Here is a 17,067-nt window from a genome sequence, read left to right on the forward strand (position 1 = left end):
CGAAAACCCAGACCACGGCGAGCCCGCGCCCGCCGCGCCTCCGACATAGGGATAACTCAAATGCCTCAACTGCTTTGCGATATCTGCGGCGTGCGACCCGCCACCGTTCGCCTTGCGTTGCTTCAGAACGGCCAGCGCAGAATCGTCGATGTATGCGATTTTCATTATGGACAACTGACCCGGCATCAACGCTCGCTGTCGCCGCTCGAAGCGCTGTTCCGCGCCGGCGCGCTGGACGGCGGCGAGCAGGAAGGCGAACCCGGTGAACCCGGCGCGGCCATTCCGGGCAGCGCGCCGCGCCAGCAGGTGGCGGGCGTCGAAGGCGTCGCGATCGAGCAGTATTTCAGCGACCTGACCCGCGAGCTATTGCAGCGCTCGGTGGAGCGCGCCGCGCAATTCGGGCGGCGCGAGGTCGACACCGAGCATCTGCTGTACGAGCTCGCCGATCACGCGGTGGTGATTTCGATCCTGAAGAGCCTGGGCATCTCGGCCGACGAGGTGCACGCGTTCATCGATGCGAACGCGCAGCGCCGCGAGCCGCTCGACGCCGCGCACAGCGGCCCGATGGGCGTGTCGCCGCGCCTGAAGAGCGCGCTGGATCGCGCGTTGGCCGCGTCGCGCCAGCTCGGCCACAGCTACGTGGGCCCCGAGCATCTGCTGATCGGCCTCGCGCAGGTGCCGGACAGCTTCGCCGGCGATCTGCTCGCGCGCCTGGGCGCGACGTCGCAACCGCTGCTGCAGCAGACGCACCGCGCGGTGGGTCCGGGCAGCGAGCCGCGCAAGGCGAGCGAGCCGTCGCGCACTCCGCATCTCGACAAATTCAGCCGCGACCTCACCGCGCTCGCGCGCGACGGCCGGCTCGATCCGGTGATCGGCCGCTCGGGCGAGATCGAAACCGTCGTCGAAGTCCTGGCGCGGCGGCGCAAGAACAATCCGGTGCTGATCGGCGAGCCGGGCGTCGGCAAGACGGCGGTCGTCGAGGGGCTGGCGCAGCGGATGATCAGCGGCGACGTGCCCGAATCGTTGCGCAACAAGCGGCTGGTCGAACTGAACGTGAACTCGATCGTCGCGGGCGCCAAGTATCGCGGCGAGTTCGAGGAGCGCGTGAAGCAGGTGCTCGACGAAATCACCGCGCAGCGCGACACCCTCGTGCTGTTCGTCGACGAAGTCCACACGATCGTCGGCGCGGGCCAGGGCGGCGGCGAGGGCGGTCTCGACATCGCCAACTCGTTCAAGCCGGCGATGGCGCGCGGCGAGTTGAACCTGATCGGCGCGACCACGCTCGCCGAATATCAGAAGCACATCGAAAAGGACTCCGCGCTGGAGCGGCGCTTTCAGCCGGTGCTGATCCCGGAGCCGAGCGTGGTGCAGACCATCAATATCCTGCGCGGTCTGCGCGACCGGCTCGAAGCGCATCACAAGGTGACGATCCAGGACGACGCGATCGTCGCCGCGGCCGAGTTGTCGGACCGCTATATCAGCGGGCGCTTTTTACCCGACAAGGCGATCGATCTGGTCGACCAGGCGGCCGCGCGCGTGAATCTGTCGGCGACCTCGCGCCCGGCGGCCATTCTGGAGTACGAAGCGGAACTCGCGCAGTTGCGGCGCGAGCAGGACTATGCGGCGTCGCGCAAACAGTACGACCGCGCGCATACGCTCGGCGACGAAATGAAGGACAAGGAGCGCCAGCTGAGCGACGCGACCGACGCGTGGAAAAAGCGCGTCGGCTCGGATACCTCGGAGGTGACGATCAAGCAGATCGCGGAGATCGTCGCGAAACTCACCGGCATTCCGGTCGCGCAGCTGACCGCCGAGGAGCGCGAGCGGCTGCTGAACATGGAAGCGCGTCTGCATCAGCGGGTGATCGGCCAGGACGAGGCGGTCACCGCGGTCAGCGACGCGGTGCGGCGCTCGCGCACCGGCTTGCAGGGCAAGCACCGGCCGACCGCGGTGTTTCTGTTCCTGGGGCCGACCGGGGTCGGCAAGACCGAACTCGCGAAGGCGCTGGCCGAAGTCGTGTTCGGCGACGAAAACGCGATGCTGCGCGTCGACATGAGCGAGTACATGGAGCGCCACGCGGTCGCGCGGCTGATCGGCTCGCCCCCCGGCTATATCGGCCACGACGAAGGCGGCCAGCTGACCGAGCGGGTGCGCCGCCGCCCGTACAGCGTGATCCTGCTCGACGAGATCGAGAAGGCTCACCCTGACGTCTACAACGTGCTGCTGCAGGTGTTCGACGACGGCCGCCTGACCGACGGCAAGGGCCGCGTCGTCGATTTCAGCAACACGCTGATCATCGCGACCAGCAATCTCGCCGCCGATGTGATCAGCGGTCAGAGCCGGGTCGGTCCGGGCTTTCTGAACAGCGGCGCGGTGTCGGTATCGAGCGGCGTGATGGCGACGCTGCGCCAGCATTTCCGCCCGGAGTTTCTGAACCGGATCGACGACATCATCGTGTTCAAATCGCTCGACCGCGAAGAGACGCGCCGCATTGTGCTGCTGCAACTCGAACAGGTGCGGCGTATCGCGCATAGTCAGGACATCGAGATTACGTTCGACCCGTCGATGATCGAGCATCTCGCGGCCGAAGGTTATCGACCCGAGTACGGCGCGCGCGAGTTGCGCCGGCAGATTCGGCAGATGATCGAAAACGAGTTGGCCAAGGAGATTCTGGCGGGGCGGGTCAGCGAGGGGAGCAAGGTGCTGTGCCGTTACGATGCGAACGCCGCGCGGGTGGTGTTCGAGCCGTCCGGCGGCGGTAGAGGCGGTGAAGAACGCGGCGCCGCAACGGGCGCCGAACGTGACGGCAAAGCGACCGGCGAAATGACTGCGCCGCCGGTCGGGATCAACCCGCCGGCGGCGCAGTGAGGTGTCGAGCCACGTGAGGCCGCGTAAGACCACATGAGGCCACATGAGGTGACCGGCTGCTGACGCGTTTCGAACGCGTCAGTTCGCCGGCACTTTCTCGGTCTTGAACATCAGCGTCACGCGCAACTCGGGGCAGGTGCGCGAGACGCCGCGAGCCACATGCGGGATGTCGCCTTTGAAGAACAACAGCCGGTTGGGCTTCGGATAAATCGACGCGACGATATCCGTTTGCGCCTGATCGAGCAGCACGGTTTCGCCGGCCCAATTCGGATTCCACACGGGCTGCGGATAGTAGATGCAGGTATAGCTGTTCGGCGAATCCGAGTCGGTGTGAATCGTTCCCTCGGTGCCGAACGGCATCCCGTTCGCATAGCAGCGCACGAGCGTATGACCGGTGAGCAACGTGCTTTGCAGAAGCGTCCAGAACCGGTGGATCGGTTCGGCCTCTTGCTTCAACTCTTCCGAGCAATCCGGCGGCGGCCATTTGCCCGACGAGTAGCTATACGAAGCGGATTTTCTATAGCCGGCAAAATGCTTATGCCAGAACGAATAGATATCCTTTTTCGACTGGGACTTCCAACCGAAGTCCCAGCCGGGCGCATCGAGGAATGAATAAATAGCGTGCTGATCCACGATATCGAGTACTTCGTCATAGCACTCGAAAAATGGCTGCTGCGGATCAACACGTTCAACACTTTTGGCAGACAAGGCGGAACTCCGGAAAGAGGACGGTGATGGAGTGGTGGCGTACAAGACGATGCTTAATCGTCGCCGCCGTCATCGCCGTCGTCGCCGCCATCATCGCCACCGTCGTCGCCGTGGCCCTTGGCGCGCGATTTCGCGTGAGGGGTAGCAGGGGCTTTGGCGGGCGCTTTGACGTGGCCGCCATCGTCACCGTCGCCGTCGTGACCGTCGTCTCCATCGTGGCCGTCGTCGTCGCCATGACGCGTCGCGGCCGCCATCCGGAAACCGTTCATGTTGGGCACGCCTTGCTCAGCGATCGCCGGACTGACAGCCGGCGATACCGGCGGGCGGACAGTCTCGCTCGCCACCGCGCTCGCAATGCCGAGTTTTCCCAATACGCCGACTGTCGTCACCATGGTCGCAATATGACGTCGCTTGATCATCTCAAATGCCTCCGTTCAGTGAATTGGCAGCATTGGAATTTATCAAGCGAGTCAGGCGGCGCAATAGAACTAGTATTAAAGTCTGTTCGCCTAAATAAAGATATAAAGTGGCCGCCGCTTTTCGATGCGCATTGTGTGCTCAGTCGCTCGGTATGCGCGACGCGTTTCAGCGTGTCGAATCGATTGCGTTCAGTACGTCGTCGAGAAACGCCGCGGCCTGTCGATGCAGATCTTCCGCCGGCGCGGTGAACGCTTCGAGCAGCGTGAAATGATCCGCTTGCGCTGTGACTTCGAGCGCGGCGCGATTGCCGGCGCGTTGCCATGCATCGCACATCTGCCGGCTCTGTTCGATGAAGGCGGGCGTCTCGGCGCCGCCGACAGCGAACAACGCATTCGCGCAATCGGCGTGGGCGCGCGGCAGCGGCGAGTGTCGAGCGGCCGCCGCGGCATCGAGCCTGAGGTTGCGATTGAGTGTCGTGTCGACCAGCGGCGCGAGATCGTAAATGCCGCTGAGCGCGATCACGCCGGCAACCGGCGGCGTCGTCACGGGCGGCGCGAGCGCGAGTTCCACCGCGAGATGGCCGCCGGCCGAATGCCCGGCGAAGATCAGCGGCAGCGATTCATCGCCGGCGGCGCGCGCGACCGGTTCGATCGACGCGCGTACCGCGGCGAGCAGTTCATCGAGCGATACGCTCGGACACAACGGGTAGTTGACCAGCGCGACGTTCAGGCCGAGCGGCGTGAACGCGGGCGCGATGAAGCGGAACGTGGACTTGTCGCGCGATTGCCAGTAACCGGCGTGGAAATAGATCAGCGTGCCGCGCGCCGTGCCGCTTGCCGGAAAGAAGTCGAACACTTCACGCGGGCCCGGGCCGTAGCGCAGATCGGGCCGGCAGCCGGGCGCCGCGAGCGCCGCCGCGCTGCGTGCTTCGAACGACGCAAGCAGTGCGCCGAAGCTCGGCCGTCCCTGGCCCGTCACGTATTGATATTCGGCGTCCTGAATAGAAGCGGTAGCGGTCATGGTGCGAGCGGGGTCGTGGAAGGGGAGGTGCGAGTGTAGCGGCGCAACTGCGCGGCCGTCTGCTCGGGACGAACCCAGAGCACCGCGGCGGCGCCCGTGACCAGCAACAGCAGTCCGGTCAGCGTGAACGCATCGCCGAGCCCCTGCGCGAGCAGCAAGGAATGGCCGCCGCCGTGCGCGCCGGGCAGATAGCCGGCCTTCTGCACGAGCATGCCGAACACCGCGGGCGACACCACGCCGCCGAGCGACGCAATCCCGACCAGTGTCGAAATCACCGCGGCGCGCTGGCCCGGATTGACCGCATAGGCGACCGCGGTCGGCGCCATCGGAAACACGAGGAACGCGCCCCAGCCGACCGTGGTCAGCGCGAGCGCCCAGCCGCCGGACGCGTGCGGCAGCGCGACGAGACACACGCCCGACGCTACCAGCGACGCGCCGAACAGGCTCGCCACCGCGACCCGCGCGGAGCCGCCGCGGCGCATGATGCGGCGTCCCGCGAAACCCAGCGCGATCAGCAGCAGCGTGCCGAATGCCCACGGCAGCGCGTACACCACGCCGATGCGCGCGGCCGGCACGCCGAGCACGCCGCCGATGTATTGCGGCACCCACGTCGTCATCGCGCCTTGCGCCCAGAAGCACGCGAACCCGGCGAGCGTCGCGGCCAGCCACATCGGCGAGCCGAACACGCGGCGCAGCGGCACGCTCGGCAGCGTTTCGGTCGCGGAGCGCGCGAGCGGAGTCCGTTCGCTCGCGCCGCGCGTCCCGCTTGCCTGTCGATAGGGGCCGTCCTTGCCGACCCACGCCCACGCGAGCCCCCACACGAGGCCGGCGATGCCGAGCACGCCGAACGCCCAGCGCCAGCCGAGCGCGGGCGACGCGATCACCCACGACAGCGCCGGCGCGGCCAGCGCGGCGCCGAGCGTCGGCCCGACCGCGATCAGGCTGCTCGGCAACGCGCGGTCTTCGGCGGCAAACCAGCCGTGCGTCGCGTGCAGCGCGACCGGCAGCGCGGGCCCTTCGCCGGCGCCGAGAATGATCCGGCACACGAGCAGCACCGTCGCGCCGCCGCCCGCGAGGATCGGGAACTGCACGGCGGCCCAGATCGCGGTCAATGCGAGCACCAGCCATCGGCTCGGCAGCCGGTCGGCGACAAGGCCGACCAGGATCGCGCTCAGGCTGAACAGAAAAAAGAAGCTGCTGCCGATAAAGCCGAACTGCATCGGCGTGAGTCCCAGCTCGGCCATCGCGGGCCGCGCGACCAGGCCGAGCAGCGCCTTGTCGGCGAAGTTCAGGACCATGAACAGCATCAGCATCGCGGTGATGCCCCACGCCTTGCGGCGGGTGGCCGTGGTCACGGCGGTGGTCGCGGCGGTGCCCACGGTCGTGCTGATGACCGTAGCCGCCGCGCTGCCGGCCGCGTCTCCCTGATTTGCCATTGTCTCCATCGCATCGAACTCTCAGGTTGATTGCGTCTGTGGGGTGAGCGGCCCGTGCGCGGGCCGCTCCGCAGCATACCTCAGGCCGCCGCCGATACCGGCGGCGCGAACACCACGTCGTATTCGAGCGCGACGCGCATCACTTCGGCCGGGCTCGACATGTTGTGAATCCGTCGATACAGCTCCAGCAGCTTGCCCGCCGGCGCGGCCCAGAACAGCGCGGTGACCGGTTTGCCGGTGTTGTTGAAAAACGCATGCTCGATGCCGCGCGGCATCCGCACGAGGTCGCCGGTCGACGCGGTGGTCTGCTTGCCGCCCAGCAGCAGATCGATCTGGCCGTCGAGCACGTAGATGTACTCGTCCTGATGCGGATGCGTGTGCGGCGGCACGAAGGTCTCCTCCGGAAAGGTCGCGTGCCACGCGATGCTGTCTTCGCTGACCTGCTTGGGCACGTACACCTGGCCGAGGATATTCCACGACACCCCGTCGAGGCCGGCCTGTTTGCGGGTGATGGCGGGCGTTTCAATTGTCATGTTCGACTCCGGAAGGATGGCTGAGCCGGTCGAGCGTCGCTTTGACCAGCGGGTTGGATGACGCGAAGCGGGGTTTGAAACTCTGGCGCGCCGCGGCGAGATCGTCTTCGTCCCAGTAGCCGATCAGGATCCCGCCTTCGGAAATGCGCGGCTGGACTTCGATCGACTCGATGGTGGCGTCGGCGATCGTCACGCGCTGGCGCGGTTGGCGCGCCCAGCTAAAGAGCGCCGCGTGCAGTCGCGCGCGGGCCGCCGCGTGTTCGGGCGCGTCGCTGGCGCCGAGATCGTTGAATTCGTGCGGGTCGCTCGCGAGATCGAACAGCATCGGCCGGAAGTCTTCGAACAGCACGTATTTCCAGCGGCCGTCGAAGATCATCCGCATCCATGCGTTGCGCGGCTTGGTGGCGAGCGCGATGCGCGAGTCCTGGAACGCGAAGTCGTATTCGCAGATCACGTGCTCGCGCCAGTCGGCCGGGCGCTCGCCGAACAGCAGCGGCCGCAGCGACCGGCCGTCGATGATGTGCGGCACCGGCTGGCCGCCGTACACGTCGAGGAAGGTCGGCGCGAGATCGACCGCTTCGACCAGTGCGTCGCAACGCGTGCCGCGCGTGACGTCGGCGCGCTCGTCCGGGTCGTAGACGATCAGCGGCGCGCGGATCACCGGCTCGTGAAACAGGTCTTTTTCGCCCATCCAGTGATCGCCGAGGTAGTCGCCGTGATCGCTGGTGAAGACGATCATCGTCGAATCCATCAGCCCGCGTTCCTCGAGGAAGTCGAACAGGATCCCTAACTGGTCGTCGATCTGTTTGATCAGACCCATGTAGCCGGGCATCACCGCGTCGCGCACGCCGTCCTGCGAGAACGTGCGCGACACGCGATGCTCCATCATCGCCGCGTAGACCGGATGCGGGTCGGTCCGCTCGTCGTCCGAGCGCACGACCGGCAGCGCGTCTTCCGGGCCGTACATACTTGCATACGGCTCGGGCACGATGTACGGCCAGTGCGGTTTGATGTACGACAGATGCAGGCACCACGGCTGCTCGCCCGCGTCGCGAATGAAGTCCATCGCGCGGCGCGTGATGTACGGCGTTTCGGAGTGCTCGTCGGGCACGCGCGCCGGCCGGTTCGAATATTTGAGGAACCAGCCAGAACGGATCGAACCGTCTTCGTCGACGGTCGAATTGGCCCAGCTTTCCCACGGGTTATCACCGCCGAAACCCTGCTCGCGCAGGTAGTCGCTATACGCGGGATCGGGATCGTGGCCGGAAAAAGGATGGATGCCGTCGTCGCGTTCGTACGGATCGAAGCCGCATTCGGCGATCCGCACGCCGATCTGCGAAGCCGGGTCGATGCCGAGCCGCGACATGCCGGCGAGATCGGCGCGCATATGAGTCTTGCCGACCAGCACCGAGCGCACGCCGAGCGGGCGCAGATGATCGCCGATCGTCATTTCGCCGACTTTGAGCGGCACGAAATTCCAGCTCGCGCCGTGCGCGTGCACGTAGCGGCCGGTGTAGTAGCTCATCCGCGACGGACCGCACACCGGCGACTGCACATACGCGCGATCGAAAATCACGCCGCGCGCGGCGAGGCGATCGAGATTCGGCGTGTGCAGCGTCGGATGGCCGAAGCAGGACAGATGATCCGCCCGCAATTGATCGCACATGATGAAGAGGACATTCCTCACGCGTTTCCGCACTTGACGCTCCCGGGGTGAGGGTATTGGGGAAAGCGCCGCGCGGGTCTGCTACTACGTATGAAGAAAAGGGCGCGGCGTGGTGGTGAACCCATCGTAGCGGCGGCCGCGAGAAAAATCGCTTCACATTAAATCAACTCGATTACCATGGGTTATCACCCCCTCGGAGATACCCTGGTGCGTCTGCAACACCTTCATTTACTGCTCGCGATTGCGCAGACCGGCAGCCTGCGCGCGTCGGCGGACCTGCTCAACGTCACGCAGCCGGCGCTGACCAAGGCGCTGCGTCAGCTCGAAGAAGAGTTCGGCGCGGCGCTGGTGCTGCGCTCACCGAAGGGCGTGCGGCTGACGGCGCCGGGGGAAATGCTGGCCGCGCGCGCAAGCACCGCGCTGCGCGAGATCGAACGCGCGCGCGAGGAAGTGGACTGGCATTTGCGGCACGCGCACGCGCAGGTGACGATCGGCGTGTCGCCGGTCGCGGCGATTCTGCTCGCGCCCGGCGCGCTCGCGCGTTTCAGCGTGCGCTGGCCGCAAGTGGGACTGCGGGTGCGCGACACGCTCTATCCGCGCGCGCTCGAACAGGTGCGCGCCGGCGAACTGGATATCGCGCTCGGGCCGTTGCCGATGGAGGGGTTCGGGCGCGATCTGCTGGTGCACCCGCTATTCGATAGCCGCATCATCATCGCCGCGCGGCGCAGTCATCCGCTTGCGCACGTGACGTCGCTGGCGGCGCTCGCCGACGCCGACTGGGTATTGAGCGGCCCCGCCGGCGGTCCCGGCGATCCGCGCAATCTGCGCTACGAGACGGAGTTCGCGGGCACGCCGAAGGTGCGGCTCGAATGCGAGTCGTTCGCGACGCTGCTCGCGCTGATGCCGCGCATGGACGTGGTCGGCATCATGCCGAAGGGCTTCTTCGATCGGCACGGGCCGGCGATGGATCTGATCGAGCTGCCGATCGCCGACGCGTTGCCGAGCACGACGATCCACGCGCTGTATCGCGCGGATGCGCCGCTGACGGTGCCGGCTCAGCGGCTGCTGGATGCGTTCGTGGCCGAGGCCGCGGAGCAGCAGGGTGTCGCGTCGCCGTGAGCCAGCGCCGACTGATAGCGCGGCGCGAGTTCGAGATGATCGAGCAGGCCGCCGAATTCGCCGAGCCGGCGCTTCACGTAAGCCGGCACATCGACCCCCGCGTAATCGTAGAAGCCCTCGCCGGTGCGGATTCCATCGCGGCCCTGTTCCATGTTTTGCGACACGATCGCCGCGGGTTCGAAGCGCGGTCCGATCTCGCCGGCCAGATAGCGCGACGCGTAAAAGAGAATGTCGCAACCGCCCCAATCGATGAATTCGAGCAGGCCTAGCACCGAGAAGCGCAAGCCGAAGCCGGTGCGCACCGCCGTGTCGATATCCTCGGCGCTGGCCACGCCTTCCTCGACCATCCGCGCGGCTTCGTTCATCACCAGCGCCTGCAGACGCGGCACGATATAACCGGCCGCCGGCGCGCACTCCACGGGCGCCTTGCCCGCGCGCCGCAACAGTTCCTTGAGTCGCGCGACCACGGCGGGGTCGGTGATCTCGCTGCGGCTGATCTCGACCAGCGGCATCAGATGCGCGGGATTGAGCCAGTGCGCGTTGATGAAGCGCTGCGGCTGCGTGACGAGTTCATGCAGATCGGTGACGAGAAACGTCGACGTGGTCGACGCGATCGTCGCCGTGCTACCGACCCGCGCGCACAGCCATGCGAACGCTTCACGCTTGGCGTCCATCACTTCGGGCACCGCTTCGAACACGACCTCGCAGTTCACGAGACCCGCTTCGGCGCCGGCACGATCGACCACCTCGACACGCGCGAGCGTGTCGGCGGCCTGCGCCGCGTCGAGCCGTCCGAATTCGACCAGCGAGCGCAATTGCCGCTCGATCTCGCCGAGCGCGTTCTTCGCGAACGCCGCGCGCGCGGCGTCGTCGCGTGGCTTGAAATCGATCAGCGTGACCCGCAGGCCGGCGAACGCAAACGCGAGCGCGATCCCCTGGCCCATGCGACCCGCGCCGAGCACATGCACATGGTTGGGCTGAACGGCGCGCGTCGTCATGCGAGCCCCCGCTTCAGCAGCTCGCGCATCGCATCGCGCGACAACGACGCGAGCCCGAGGTTTTCGAGCGTGCGCCCCTCGCGATACAGATCGCGCTCCGCGACCGCGCTCGCGATACTCAGGAGTCCTTGCGCGACCGGCGTCGGCACGCCGGCCCAGCGGCCGACCGACACGATCAGCGACAGACCCAGCCGGGTGTCTTCGAGCATGTAGCGATGCGCCTTCAGGTCGATCTTCTCGCGCCAGTCGCCGCTGTCGGTCAGCTTGCCGTGCGCGCCGCGGCCGTACATCCATTCGTCGCCGTCGCTCGCGTAGTGATCGGCGAGTGGAAAATGCGGCGCCGCGTAGCCGAGCGCTTCGCGCACCGCGATGCGTTCGGCGTCGAGCGCATTGGTCACGCGGCGGATCGATGCCTGGGTGCCTTCGTTGTGGATGTCCCACGCTTCGAAATGTTCGAGCGGTCCCGCGTTCATCATGATCAGCGGCGGATGGATCACCGGACCGGCATTCATCAGCGCGCCGCTCAGTGCGTCTTCGATCGGCTCGACGCTCGGGTAGCCTTCCTTCAGGACCGGAAACGCCCACTCGGCCGCCGCTGCCGGCAAGACGCCGGTCGGCAAACGGGTCGCGTACGCGCTGATCACCACCTGGTTGTCGCCGTGACGGCGCACCAGATACGGCAGCGTGCCGGTTTCCGCGAACGCGACGTTCGCGCGATTGCCCGCGTCGGCCAGCGCTTTCGCGAACACATAGCTGCCGAACGTGCCCGGCGGCAGATACACGACCTGGCCATCGGCGAGCAGCGGCGCGAGCTGTTGCGCGAGCGCTTCGTGCGTGGTGGACGGCAGCGGAATCACGATCAGGCGCGCGTCGCGTACCGCGCTGCCGAGGTCGTCGGCGAGATGGATCGCGCCGCGCGCATCGCCGACCGGCACGCGCCGCGTGCCGCGCCAGTCCTTCACGTTCAGCTCGCCGAGTTCGCGCAGCCGCGCGGATGCGTCCGTATCGCGCCGCCACCACGTGACGTCATGACCCTTTTCCAGCATGTCGATGGCCGCCGCGAAACAGCCGTGTCCGCCGCCCAGTACGCTTACCTTCATCGTTCGCTCCTTATCCAGTGGTAGCGTCGAGATTAAGCGGGCGGCGCGGCGCGCGCACTTCAACACGCGCAAACGTTGTTCAACAGCGGCAACGCAATCGCGGGGGCCGCAAGCGGCGCGATCCGCGAGTGCCGCCCGGGCGAACCGCGCTATGCGGGTCAATCCGTTCTTGCGCGGACATTTTGGTCAACCGATGATATGCGTGAGGCATTTCGCCGTTTTTCTTCTGGCCATTGAACGATGGAAATTTCGATTCCGCGCAAACACAGCAACCGGCTCGGCGCGACCCGCGCGCGCGAGGACGTCCAACGCGAAGTCGCGAAGCTGCTTTGCGAGCACCGGATGGAAGTGGCGGGCCACGAGCCGCTGCATGCCGAGCTGTATGGGGTGCCGCTGCATCGCGCAAGTCTGCTGGAGCTGTGCTACGGCCGCGCGACCCGGATCGATGCCGGCGAACTCGACGATCACTTCCTGTTTCGCAGCACGCTCGCCGGTCATTGCGAGCTGCAATCGGGCAACCAGCGCGTGTCGCTGTCGGCGGGCAGCCTGAGCGTGTCGTCGCCGTCGCGCGCGAGCCGCATCAGCACGGACACCGACTGCCGCAGCCTGCTGCTGCGGGTCGATCGCGCCGCGCTCGAACTGCGCCTCGCCGACATGCTGCAAAGCTCGCTGCGCCAGCCGCTCGTGTTCGATCTCGAAGTGGGCCGCGCGCACAGCGGCGCCGCCGCGTTTCATTCGACGCTGCGCTATCTGTGCAACCTGTGCGAGCAGATCGACGCGAGCGCGCGCGACAGCCTGCTCGGCCCCGAACTCACGCAGTGGCTCGCTACGCTGTTGCTGCTGCAATTGCCGCATTCGTACAGCGACGCGCTCGCGCGCGGCGCGAAGCCGCCGCTGCCCGCGCACGTCAAACGCGCGCGCGACTATATCGACGCGCATCTCGGCGAGCCGCTGTCGGTCGCGACGCTCGCGCAGTCGGTGGGCGTATCGCCGCGCACGCTGCAAAACGGCTTCAGCCAGTTTCTCGACGTGTCGCCGGCCGAGTACATCCGCGAGCGGCGGATCGAAGCCGTGCACCGGGTGTTGCAACAGAACCCGCAGCGCAGCGTCACCGACGTGCTGCTCGAACATGGCGTGCACAGCTTCGGCCACTTCGCGAAAGCGTATGCGCGCCGTTACGGCCAGCCTCCTTCGGCGACCGCGAAGCGCGGCGCGTCGTCGTCGCGAGCGTCGTCATGAGCAATGCCGGCGACTCGCTGCCGCGCCCGGGCGACGAACCCGACGGCGCGTTACGCGTACAGGACCTCGACCTGAACCTGCTGAAGACCTTCAACGCGGTGTACGCGGAGAAGCACGTGGGGCGCGCGGCGCTGCGCCTGGGCATCACGCAGCCGTCGGTCAGTCATGCGCTCGGCCGGCTGCGGCTGCTGTTTCGCGACGCGCTGTTCGTGCGTACCGGCGGCGGGGTCGAACCGACGCCGCGCGCGCAGCGGCTGGCGGCGTCGATCGAGCGCTCGCTGTCGATTTTGCAGGCGGTGCTCGACGAAGGCGCGCAGTTTTTCCCGGCCAGCTCGCGGCGCACGTTCCGCCTGTATATGAGCGATTTTGCGGAGAGCGCGTTTTTACCGACGCTGCTGCGCGAACTCGACGAGCGCGCGCCCGGCGTCGTGATCGAAACGCTGCAGATCGACGACAGCCAGTTCAACGGCGCGATCGAATCGGGCCGGATCGACTTCGCGCTCGGCAATTTTCCGCAGGCGTTCAGCCACTTTCATAGCTGCGAACTGCTGCGGGAGCGCTACGTGCTGATGATGCCGCGCCGCGTCGCCGAGCGTTACGAGCTGACCGACCGGTTCGTGCTCGACGCGACGGTGCCGCCCGCGTTGCAGTTCATCTCGGTCAGCTCGCATCCGCAGGCGAGCGCGCTGCTCGACGAACACGGGCTGACGTCGCGGGTGCGGGTCGCGGTGCCGAACTTCATGGTGGTGCCGGCGATTCTTTATCGCTGCGATTACGCGCTGATCCTGCCGCGCACGGTTGCGCGCGCGTTCGCGCCGCTCGGCGAAATGGCCGCGTTCGAGATCGCCAATGCATCGACATGGCCGGTCAGCGCGTACTGGCATCGGCGCTTCGACGCGGACCCGGGGCACCGCTGGCTGCGCGCGCTGCTGATGGAGCTGTTCCGGATCGGCGCACGCGAGCCGTACGACAGTTGGCTCGCGATTCCGCCTAATTTGCGGCCGCCGGCGTCGAAGGCTTAACCCGCGGCTTTAAAACGACGTCAGCACGCCGGCCACTATCGAGCTGGCAGTGGCCCCCGGCTTGCCCACGGCCACACCGCCACCGCCCGCGCCATTGATCGTGAATGCCGCGTGCTCGCCGTTATGAACCATCGCCGCGCCGGTATAAAGAACGGTGCGCTTCGACAACGGATAGTCGAGCCGCAGTCCGTACGAATCGGCATTGCCTTCGCTGTCGGCGATCTTGTGATAGTGGCCGTAGCTCACGAGCAGCGACGCGTGCCCGATCGGCACTGTCGCATTCACTTCGAAGAAGTCGTTGTGCGGGTTCGAGAACGCGCTGGTCACCGCGGTCGTCACGTCCGGGCCGCCGCGATGGCGCAGATAGACGAACGCCGGCTTCACGAAGCCGAAGTCGTACGAGATCGCGCCGAGCACGTAGTTGCCGGTGCCGGTTGGACTCGTCGGCGACAACGCGGCCGCCGACGCGGTGCTGAACTTCTGCTGCATGTAATCGATATCGATCGACAGCGGCCCGTTCCCGTAGTTGATGCCCGCGCCATAGCTGTCGCCGAGCGTCGACGGCACATTGGTCGCACCATTCGCGCCGCGCGACGCGGTCGCGCGCAGCAGAAAGCCGGCGAGCCGCGGCGACGTATAGCGCAGCGTATTGCTGGTGCGCAGAAAAGTCGGTAGCACGAAGTTGTTCGCCGCATTGCCCCACGCGAGACCGGCGCCATAGCCGGGCAGGCTGTAGGTGACCAGGGAAGTGTGGAGCACCGTATAGGTCTCGCCGGCCTGCAAGCCGCCGAACGGCCCGGTCAGTCCGACCCATGCCTCGCGGCCGAATAGCGCGCCGTTGCCGCTAATTGCGCCATTCGCCGAATTGAAGCCGTTTTCGAGCTTGAAGATCGTCGCATAGCCGCCGCCCAGATCCTCGATGCCTTTCAAGCCCCATTGATTCGCGAACAGATTGCCGCCGCCGATGCGCGCAACGTGATTGGGCCCGAAGTTCACGAATTCGATCGACGTATCGATCCGGCCATAAAGCGTGAGGCTCGATTGCGCGAGCGCCGGCATGGCCGCGGCCATGCCCACCAGCGAAATACACCACTTCCAGTTGGTCATTCTGTCGTCCCGGCGAGAATCGTTGATCGTCGCCTCGCACACAAAAAGCCGCGAAGCGCGTGTTTTTGTCGAACAGCCGGCAAAGCCCGCGTGGTGCATGAGGGTTTGCCAGATAAAACCGGGGCGAGTCTAGAAACGCCAATATCGGCCGTCGATCAAAGCGGGCGCATATCACTTATAGATGCGATTGATACGCGTGATCGCGACATGCATATAAGCCGTGAAAGCCCGTGTAGCCGTGGCTTGCCGCGCGGGCGCCTGGTAAAACCTTTAGCCGGCTCGGTAATTGCCCCTGTATGAACAAGGGCACAGCCACCTTTGTTGCGGAAATTTGTTTGCGTACGCTGGTTCGCAGTCACAACAAAAGATCGATACACCGGAGAACCTGCGATGACGAACCCCACCGCCAGCCCACCCGCCAGCGCGAGTAGCGCGCCGCGCGCAATCAGTGCAGCGAGTGCAACGAGTGCAGCGAGCGCACCCACTGCAACCAGCCCGGCCCGCACGCGCGGTTACGCGTACGAGTGGTACGTCGTGCTGATCTGCATGCTTGCGTACATCTTTTCGTTCGTCGATCGCCAGGTGCTCGCGCTGATGATCGAGCCGATCAAGCGCGATCTGCATCTGACCGATACGCAGTTCAGTCTCGTGCACGGCTTCGCGTTCTCGCTGTTCTACGCGGTAATGGGCATTCCGCTCGCGTATCTCGCCGACCGCTTCGCGCGGCCGCGCATCATCGCGACCGGCATCGCGTTGTGGAGCGTCGCGACCGCCGCGTGCGGGATCAGCCAGAACTTCGTGCATATGTTTATCGCGCGGATGAGCGTCGGCGTCGGCGAAGCGTCGCTGTCGCCGGGCACGTATTCGATGCTCGCCGACTACTTCCCGAAGGAGAAGCTCGGCCGCGCGGCGGGCGTCTATTCGCTCGGCTCGTTTATCGGCGGCGGGATCGCGTTTCTGATCGGCGGGTATGTGATTGCGCTGCTGAAGCAGGCGTCGATGGTGACGCTGCCGATCGTCGGTGACGTGCACGGCTGGCAGGTGACGTTCTTTATCGTCGGCTTGCCGGGTCTGCTGGTCGCGCTGCTGTTCATCCTGACGGTGCGCGATCCGCAGCGCAAAGGGCTCGTGCAGGACGCGAGCGGCAACGCGCGGCGCGTGTCGCTGGCCGACTCCGCGCGCTTTATCCGTTCGCACGGCAAAACGTTTTTCTGCCACTACCTCGGCTTTTCGTTCTACGCGATGACGCTGTTCTGCCTGATGAGCTGGACGCCGGCGTTCTATATCCGCCGCTTCGGGATGTCGCCGGTGGAAGCGGGCTATACGCTCGGCACGATCCTGCTGGTGGCCAACACCGCCGGCGTGTTCTGCGGCGGCTGGCTGAACGACTGGCTGCTGCGCCGCGGCCGCAGCGACGGCCCGATGCTCGCCGGTTGCATCGGCGCGGCGGCGATGGCGCTGCCGGCCGCCGCGTTCACGCAGGTTAATAGCCTCGGTGCGTCGCTGACGCTGCTGGTGATCGCGATGTTCTTCGCGTCGTTCCCGATGCCGACCTCGACCGCCGCGATGCAGACGCTCGCGCCGAACCAGATGCGCGCGCAGATTTCAGCGGTGTTTCTGCTGATCTCGAACCTGATCGGTCTCGGCGCCGGCACGACGCTGGTCGCGTTGTTGACCGACAAGGTGTTCGGCTCGCCGCTCGCGGTCGGTCAGTCGATGTCGGTGGTCAGCCTTATCGCCGCGCTGCTCGCGACCGTGCTGCTGTGGTTCGGCTGCCGCCAGTTCCGCCTGAGCATCGAACGGGAAAGCCGGCACGCGTAACGCGTGAACC

The 17,067-nt window shown here is 66.3% G+C and carries 14 protein-coding genes; 5 read left to right on the top strand and 9 right to left on the bottom strand.

The window, feature by feature from the left end; genetic code table 11:
* Nucleotides 1-60 precede the first annotated feature (60 nt).
* Nucleotides 61-2,868 carry an ATP-dependent Clp protease ATP-binding subunit gene (locus BTH42_RS10940; RefSeq protein WP_083654736.1) on the top strand — a complete coding sequence of 936 codons (2,808 nt, stop codon included), beginning with the start codon at nt 61-63 and terminating at the stop codon, nt 2,866-2,868.
* A gap of 78 nt (nt 2,869-2,946) precedes the next feature.
* On the opposite strand, the gene BTH42_RS10945 is transcribed toward BTH42_RS10940, so the two are convergent.
* The 6 genes from BTH42_RS10945 to BTH42_RS10970 all read right to left on the bottom strand — a co-directional run bounded on the left by BTH42_RS10945 (nt 2,947) and on the right by BTH42_RS10970 (nt 8,672).
* Entirely contained in the window at nt 2,947-3,621 is a 675-nt protein-coding gene (locus BTH42_RS10945) for a 2OG-Fe(II) oxygenase (protein WP_143752009.1), read from the bottom strand.
* Nucleotides 3,622-3,629: 8 nt separating this feature from the next.
* Nucleotides 3,630-3,995 (bottom strand): hypothetical protein, encoded by a 366-nt coding sequence (locus BTH42_RS35785; RefSeq protein WP_075299009.1) that lies wholly within the window; start codon nt 3,993-3,995, stop codon nt 3,630-3,632.
* A 166-nt stretch (nt 3,996-4,161) separates the two neighbouring features.
* The gene (locus BTH42_RS10955) at nt 4,162-5,016 is read right to left on the bottom strand and encodes an alpha/beta hydrolase (RefSeq protein ID WP_075299011.1); all 855 of its coding nucleotides are present in this window, start codon (nt 5,014-5,016) and stop codon (nt 4,162-4,164) included.
* Nucleotides 5,013-6,452 (bottom strand): MFS transporter, encoded by a 1,440-nt coding sequence (locus tag BTH42_RS10960; protein WP_075299013.1) that lies wholly within the window; start codon nt 6,450-6,452, stop codon nt 5,013-5,015. The genes BTH42_RS10955 and BTH42_RS10960 overlap by 4 nt, the downstream gene beginning before the upstream one ends.
* 80 nt (nt 6,453-6,532) lie before the next feature.
* Nucleotides 6,533-6,985, bottom strand: coding sequence for a cupin domain-containing protein (locus BTH42_RS10965; protein WP_075299015.1), 453 nt, complete (start codon nt 6,983-6,985; stop codon nt 6,533-6,535).
* Entirely contained in the window at nt 6,975-8,672 is a 1,698-nt protein-coding gene (locus BTH42_RS10970; RefSeq protein ID WP_256701960.1) for an alkaline phosphatase family protein, read from the bottom strand. Before BTH42_RS10970 ends, BTH42_RS10965 begins: the two co-directional genes overlap by 11 nt.
* 186 nt (nt 8,673-8,858) lie before the next feature.
* On the opposite strand from BTH42_RS10970, the gene BTH42_RS10975 reads away from it, so the two are divergent.
* Nucleotides 8,859-9,770: a LysR family transcriptional regulator gene (locus BTH42_RS10975; protein WP_075299019.1), complete on the top strand. Its 912-nt coding sequence runs from the start codon at nt 8,859-8,861 to the stop codon at nt 9,768-9,770.
* On the opposite strand, the gene BTH42_RS10980 is transcribed toward BTH42_RS10975, so the two are convergent.
* Nucleotides 9,707-10,768, bottom strand: coding sequence for a 3-hydroxybutyryl-CoA dehydrogenase (locus tag BTH42_RS10980; RefSeq protein ID WP_075299021.1), 1,062 nt, complete (start codon nt 10,766-10,768; stop codon nt 9,707-9,709). The two genes, BTH42_RS10975 and BTH42_RS10980, sit on opposite strands and share 64 nt — an antisense overlap.
* Nucleotides 10,765-11,868 (bottom strand): NAD/NADP-dependent octopine/nopaline dehydrogenase family protein, encoded by a 1,104-nt coding sequence (locus BTH42_RS10985; RefSeq protein ID WP_075299023.1) that lies wholly within the window; start codon nt 11,866-11,868, stop codon nt 10,765-10,767. Before BTH42_RS10985 ends, BTH42_RS10980 begins: the two co-directional genes overlap by 4 nt.
* Before the next feature lie 240 nt (nt 11,869-12,108).
* On the opposite strand from BTH42_RS10985, the gene BTH42_RS10990 reads away from it, so the two are divergent.
* Nucleotides 12,109-13,107 carry an AraC family transcriptional regulator gene (locus BTH42_RS10990; RefSeq protein WP_075299025.1) on the top strand — a complete coding sequence of 333 codons (999 nt, stop codon included), beginning with the start codon at nt 12,109-12,111 and terminating at the stop codon, nt 13,105-13,107.
* Nucleotides 13,104-14,129 carry a LysR family transcriptional regulator gene (locus BTH42_RS10995; RefSeq protein WP_075299027.1) on the top strand — a complete coding sequence of 342 codons (1,026 nt, stop codon included), beginning with the start codon at nt 13,104-13,106 and terminating at the stop codon, nt 14,127-14,129. The genes BTH42_RS10990 and BTH42_RS10995 overlap by 4 nt, the downstream gene beginning before the upstream one ends.
* Before the next feature lie 9 nt (nt 14,130-14,138).
* Here the strand turns inward: BTH42_RS10995 and BTH42_RS11000 are convergent, their stop codons facing one another.
* Nucleotides 14,139-15,236: a porin gene (locus BTH42_RS11000; RefSeq protein ID WP_075299029.1), complete on the bottom strand. Its 1,098-nt coding sequence runs from the start codon at nt 15,234-15,236 to the stop codon at nt 14,139-14,141.
* A 390-nt stretch (nt 15,237-15,626) separates the two neighbouring features.
* Here BTH42_RS11000 and BTH42_RS11005 point away from each other — a divergent pair, with 390 nt between their 5' ends.
* Entirely contained in the window at nt 15,627-17,057 is a 1,431-nt protein-coding gene (locus BTH42_RS11005) for an MFS transporter (protein ID WP_083654740.1), read from the top strand.
* Nucleotides 17,058-17,067: the final 10 nt, after the last annotated feature.

Origin of the sequence: Burkholderia sp. SRS-W-2-2016 (genome assembly GCF_001931485.1) — a bacterium.
In the GTDB taxonomy this organism is placed as follows: domain Bacteria; phylum Pseudomonadota; class Gammaproteobacteria; order Burkholderiales; family Burkholderiaceae; genus Paraburkholderia.

Bases quoted from the DNA above. Each gene is read 5' to 3' on its own strand.
- BTH42_RS10940 (WP_083654736.1), top strand. From the start codon at position 61: ATGCCTCAACTGCTTTGCGATATCTGCGGCGTGCGACCCGCCACCGTT.
- BTH42_RS35785 (WP_075299009.1), bottom strand. From the start codon at position 3,995: ATGATCAAGCGACGTCATATTGCGACCATGGTGACGACAGTCGGCGTA.
- BTH42_RS10955 (WP_075299011.1), bottom strand. From the start codon at position 5,016: ATGACCGCTACCGCTTCTATTCAGGACGCCGAATATCAATACGTGACG.
- BTH42_RS10960 (WP_075299013.1), bottom strand. From the start codon at position 6,452: ATGGCAAATCAGGGAGACGCGGCCGGCAGCGCGGCGGCTACGGTCATC.
- BTH42_RS10965 (WP_075299015.1), bottom strand. From the start codon at position 6,985: ATGACAATTGAAACGCCCGCCATCACCCGCAAACAGGCCGGCCTCGAC.
- BTH42_RS10980 (WP_075299021.1), bottom strand. From the start codon at position 10,768: ATGACGACGCGCGCCGTTCAGCCCAACCATGTGCATGTGCTCGGCGCG.
- BTH42_RS10985 (WP_075299023.1), bottom strand. From the start codon at position 11,868: ATGAAGGTAAGCGTACTGGGCGGCGGACACGGCTGTTTCGCGGCGGCC.
- BTH42_RS10990 (WP_075299025.1), top strand. From the start codon at position 12,109: ATGGAAATTTCGATTCCGCGCAAACACAGCAACCGGCTCGGCGCGACC.
- BTH42_RS10995 (WP_075299027.1), top strand. From the start codon at position 13,104: ATGAGCAATGCCGGCGACTCGCTGCCGCGCCCGGGCGACGAACCCGAC.
- BTH42_RS11000 (WP_075299029.1), bottom strand. From the start codon at position 15,236: ATGACCAACTGGAAGTGGTGTATTTCGCTGGTGGGCATGGCCGCGGCC.
- BTH42_RS11005 (WP_083654740.1), top strand. From the start codon at position 15,627: ATGACGAACCCCACCGCCAGCCCACCCGCCAGCGCGAGTAGCGCGCCG.